This is a genomic window from Treponema sp. R6D11, from assembly GCF_054786075.1.
The window spans coordinates 1-412 of the sequence record NZ_BDHD01001015.1; the positions used below are offsets into that span (position 1 = coordinate 1).

1 protein-coding gene is annotated in these 412 nt (G+C 48.3%); it reads right to left on the bottom strand.

The window, feature by feature from the left end:
- Positions 1–412 (bottom strand): Crp/Fnr family transcriptional regulator (locus ACYVTD_RS17265; protein WP_461248865.1); only part of this gene is annotated, 412 nt, incomplete at both ends.

Genomic DNA, 412 nt, shown 5'->3' on the forward strand with positions numbered 1-412 from the left:
ACACGTATTTGGCGTGGGAAAACTGCTTGTTTTTCAGGTAAAATTCACCTACATTGAACAGGCCGTCCGCGGGCTGCTGCTCTTCCTTTGACATTACTTTTGACACCTGTTTATGCACGCGCCTCATCTGGTTGGAGAAAACCTTAAGCATCTTCATTATAATTCTGGAATTCGCCATCGCTACGGCTTCAAATTCCTGCACCGTAAAAACCATAACGGTAGTGTCGGACAACGCCATCGCGTTTTCTTCGCGGGAATAACGCCCCAATGCGGATTTAACCCCAAAGAACTCGCCGGGCGCCACGGATTCGCGTATGTCTTCCCCGGTCTCTATATCCTGGGAAACAAGGCTTACCTTGCCGCTTTGCAGGATATAAATTTTATCCGCGGGATCCCCTTGGAAGTATATTAG